We start from the raw sequence: 4636 nt of genomic DNA on the forward strand, positions 1-4636 counted from the left end.
GCTGGACGTGCGCCCGGATCACTGGGACAATCTTTCCATGCCTCACGTTGAGGCGACAACAAGACCACCAAGGGGATACACATGACAACGAAAACACTATTGGCCAGTGCTGCGCTCGCGCTTGGCCTTGCAACAGGGGCCGCTGCGGACGGCCACGAACCAACAACCGTCGGGTTCGTTTATGTCGGGCCAATCGGCGATGGCGGCTGGACATATGAGCACAACAAATCCCGTCTGGCCGTGGAAGAGCATTTTGGTGACGCGGTTGAGACCGTCTTTGTCGAAAGCGTGCCAGAAGGTCCCGACGCAGAGCGCGTGATGACACAGATGGCGCTACAGGGTGCTGACCTGATTTTCACCACATCCTTTGGCTATATGGATGCAACGATCAACGTCGCGGCGCAGTTCCCTGACGTGAAGTTCGAGCACGCCACAGGCTATAAACGCGCAGACAACGTATCGACCTATTCGGCACGTTTCTACGAGGGCCGCGCGGTTCAGGGCCACATTGCGGGCCAAATGACCGAAAGCAACATCATCGGCTATATCGCGTCCTACCCGATCCCCGAAGTCATTCGCGGCATCAATGCAGCCTACCTGCACGCGCAGGAAGTGAACCCTGATGTCGAGTTCCGCATCATCTGGGCCTACACTTGGTTTGATCCTGCAAAAGAAGCCGAAGCGGCTAATGTTCTGATCGAGCAAGGCGCTGACGTGATCCTGCAGCATACAGATTCGACAGCGCCGCAGGCCGCAGCACAGGCTGCTGGCAATGTTGTCACCTTTGGTCAGGCCTCTGACATGGCAGAATTCGCGCCTTTCCCGCGCGTCTCCTCGATCATTGACGACTGGGCGCCTTACTACATCGCCCGCACACAGGCGGTGATCGATGGCACATGGGAAAGCATGGACACATGGGACGGCATTGGCCCGGGCATGGTCGGCATCGGTGAAATCTCCGACGCGGTTCCCGCCGAAATCAAAGCCTCTGCTGAAGCCCTGATCGAGCGCCTTCGTACTGGCGAATACCACGCCTTTACCGGCCCGATTAACCGCCAGGACGGTTCTGTCTGGCTGGCCGATGGTGAAATCGCTGACGATGGCACTTTGGCAGGTATGAACTTTTACGTGGAAGGCATCACTGCAGAAATCCCGCAGTAAAGACATCGAATGAGCCTAAACAGGAAGGCCCCGCATTGGCGGGGCCTTTTCTACTTGGCCCGTTCATTTTGGACTGCGCAACACACCGTTTCCAGCAATAACGCCCTTTTATACAGACGAATCTTGGACGCGGCACCGGAATACAGCTAACATTAACCTTAGTTTAAAGCGGTTTGTGTATTTGCCGCTGTCTTGATGAGTACGGCAAGTGGGGCTTTTCTTCCGCGCTTGCCCGGATGTTAATCGCCAGGGTTTCTGAACCCTGCTGTCGAGGGAAGAAATTGCCATGGCCCGTCCTGTTCGTTCCTGTCTTAGCGATATTACAACCTGTGTCCGTCTGACGTTTGCGGCTGCGGCCCTCACATGCAGCCTGCCTGCACACGCGCAAACAACTGCCACCTATGAGAACGGCACGCTTCGCATTTCATTCGCGGAGCATACCAAGGAAGCCGACACAAACCGGCGAATCGATCTATCGGGCAAACTGCGTATGCTCAGCCAACGCGTTGTTGCCGACGCATGCTTTGTGCAAAGCGGAATCGCAACGGACGACGCCCTTCCGATGCTAACCGCCACGATTTCAGAAGTAAGCGCCATCGCACATGCGCTGGAATTTGGCGACACTGGCCTTGGTATTTTCGGGGCCGAAGAACGCCGTATGACTTTGGCGGTCATCGCACAATTCAAAGACGTCTGGGCACCGATGCAGATGAACGCCCTGTCGATCGCGCAGGGTGACAGCACGCATGATGATGTTCGGCGGCTCAACGCGCAAAGTGCAGAACTTCTACAAGTTGCCCATCAATTGGTATCCACGGTGGCCGCGCAGTATTTCAATCCTGCCAAAACGCGTCTGGCCGATGCATTGTTGGTTGATATTGCCGAACGGCAGCAATTTTTGGCGCAAGATATTGCAAAAAACGCCTGTCTGGCCAGCGCCGGCATCGGCACAGATGGCCCCATCGACGCGCTATGGTCTGCCCGCATGGCATTCAACAGCTCAATTGGTGCATTGTCACTGGGCATGCCGAGCCTCGGCATTCAGCCTCCCCCTACAAGCAAGATTGACGCCAGCCTCGCGGCAGTGCGCGCCGCCTGGCTCGATTTGCAACTGCCGATTGATGCACAGTTGTCAGGTGATGCCCTTAGTCGAGAACAGTTGGAAACAGTGTTTTACGGCGCAAATGACATGACCCGCCAGATGGGCAGCGTCATCAATCTCTACGCTGAAGCCTCAAGGTTTGGATCTTAGGCACTGCCGCATGAGACCTTCAGTCCGCAGACAGGCAGACGGCGTTGTGACCGTAATGGAAGGTCCTCCTGCGTTAGCAAGGGCGCATCGGGTATGAAATTTTAACCGCGCACAGCGATTGCCCCTACCCCATCGCATCGCTATCTAGGGCAAAACCCTATTCCAAGCGGAGCGTCCCTCATGGCTGCCAATCAATTCGTCTATTTCATGGACGGCGTGTCCAAAACCTATCCCGGCGGGAAAAAGGTTTTCGAGAACATTCGTCTGAACTTTTTGCCCGGTGTAAAAATCGGCGTCGTCGGTGTGAACGGCACCGGTAAATCGACACTGATGCGCATTATGGCAGGTCAGGACAAGGAATTCAGCGGTGAGGCATGGGCCGCCGAAGGCGCGCGTGTCGGATATCTGCCGCAGGAACCCGAGCTTGATCCAAACCTGACGGTACGCGAAAACGTTATGCTGGGCGTGGCCGACAAAAAAGCGATCCTTGATCGCTACAACGAAGTTGCCATGAACTACTCGGAAGAAACCGCAGACGAGATGGCGCAGCTTCAGGACGAAATCGACAGCCAGAATCTGTGGGATCTGGACGCACAGATCGACATCAGCATGGAGGCGCTGCGCTGTCCGCCCGATGATGCGGATGTGTCCACGCTTTCGGGCGGTGAGAAACGCCGCGTCGCGCTGTGCCAGCTCTTGCTGGACGCGCCTGATATGCTGCTGCTCGATGAACCGACCAACCACCTTGATGCGGAAACCATCGCATGGCTGCAACAGCACCTGATTGATTACAAAGGCACGATCCTGATCGTCACCCACGACCGCTATTTCCTTGATGCAATCACGGGCTGGATTTTGGAACTGGACCGTGGGTCGGGCATCCCGCATGAAGGCAACTATTCAAGCTGGCTTGAGGCCAAGGCAAAGCGGCTGGAGCGTGAAGCGAAGGACGACAAATCCAAGCAACGCACCCTGCAGCGCGAACTGGAATGGATGCGCCAAGGTGCCAAGGCGCGGCAGGCCAAGTCGAAGGCGCGGATCGCAGCTTATAACGAGATGGCCAACCAATCCGAGCGCGAGAAAATGGGCCGCGCACAAATCATTATCCCCAACGGTCCACGGCTTGGGTCCAAAGTGATCGCGGTGGACGGGCTGAAAAAGCACATGGGCGATAAGCTCTTGATCGAAGGGTTGAGCTTTGATCTGCCCCCCGGCGGGATCGTCGGTGTGATCGGCCCCAACGGTGCGGGTAAATCCACGCTGTTTTCTATGCTGACTGGTCAGGCACAACCTGATGAAGGCACTGTTGAATATGGCGAAACCGTCAAACTGTCTTACGTGGACCAGTCGCGCGATGCGCTGAACCCCGACAGCACGGTGTGGGAAGAAATCACCGGTGGCGCCGAGATTATCGAACTGGGCGACGCCTCCATGAACAGCCGCGCCTATTGCTCGGCCTTCAACTTCAAAGGTGGGGACCAGCAGAAGAAGGTGGGCCTTCTGTCAGGTGGTGAACGCAACCGCGTGCATATGGCGAAGCTACTGAAATCAGGTGGGAACGTCCTGCTTCTTGACGAACCGACCAACGATCTTGACGTTGAAACGCTGCGTGCGCTGGAGGATGCTCTAGTTGATTTTGCTGGCTGCGCCGTGGTCATCAGCCACGACCGCTTCTTCCTTGACCGGATTTGCACGCATATCCTTGCCTTCGAGGGCGACGCCCATGTGGAGTGGTTCCAAGGGGCGTTTACCGACTACGAGGAAGACAAAAAGGCACGGTTGGGCGCAGATGCGCTTGAGCCGAAGCGGATGAAGCATAAGAAATTCGTGCGCTAAGACAGCCCGATTGATGCCGCGCTAATCGTCCGCCCAGCCGTGGATCAGATTTTCGCGCATCAGTCGCTGCGCCAAGGTGCCGCGCGCGACGGAAATCTGTGCGAGGTACTGCGCCTTTCGCTGCGCTTCATCGCGCACTGCATCAAGTGCCTGCTGCGTTGAAACAGAGGCAAAACGGATCTTCTGACCTGCACGAAGCTGGGTCAGCCGGTCCGTGTCACATGATATCACGGTCGCTATTTTCGGATAGCCGCCTGTGGTTTGATGATCGGCCAAGAGCACCGTTGGCACACCGTCGCCCGATACCTGAATGGACCCGCGGACAATCGGCTCTGAAGGGATCGACAAAGCATGCTCCATCTCAAGGGTCGGTCCATTCAGCCGCAT

The 4636-nt window shown here is 56.6% G+C and carries 3 protein-coding genes and 1 pseudogene; 3 read left to right on the plus strand and 1 reads right to left on the minus strand.

Annotated elements, in window-relative coordinates; all coding sequences use genetic code 11:
* The first annotated feature begins 81 nt into the window (after positions 1-81).
* From VGP75_RS11610 to ettA, 3 genes are all read left to right on the plus strand, one after another.
* Complete coding sequence (locus VGP75_RS11610) at positions 82-1161, plus strand: BMP family ABC transporter substrate-binding protein (RefSeq protein ID WP_327543818.1); 1080 nt, start codon at positions 82-84, stop codon at positions 1159-1161.
* A 286-nt stretch (positions 1162-1447) separates the two neighbouring features.
* Entirely contained in the window at positions 1448-2413 is a 966-nt protein-coding gene (locus tag VGP75_RS11615) for a type IV pili methyl-accepting chemotaxis transducer N-terminal domain-containing protein (RefSeq protein WP_327543819.1), read from the plus strand.
* Positions 2414-2593: 180 nt separating this feature from the next.
* Positions 2594-4249 carry an energy-dependent translational throttle protein EttA gene (ettA, locus tag VGP75_RS11620; RefSeq protein WP_327543820.1) on the plus strand — a complete coding sequence of 552 codons (1656 nt, stop codon included), beginning with the start codon at positions 2594-2596 and terminating at the stop codon, positions 4247-4249.
* Positions 4250-4270: 21 nt separating this feature from the next.
* On the opposite strand, the pseudogene VGP75_RS11625 reads toward ettA, so the two are convergent.
* A pseudogene (locus VGP75_RS11625) lies at positions 4271-4636 on the minus strand (allophanate hydrolase); the annotation flags it as partial.

The sequence above is a fragment of the Yoonia sp. genome (assembly GCF_036007805.1).
Classification (GTDB): Bacteria; Pseudomonadota; Alphaproteobacteria; order Rhodobacterales; family Rhodobacteraceae; genus Yoonia.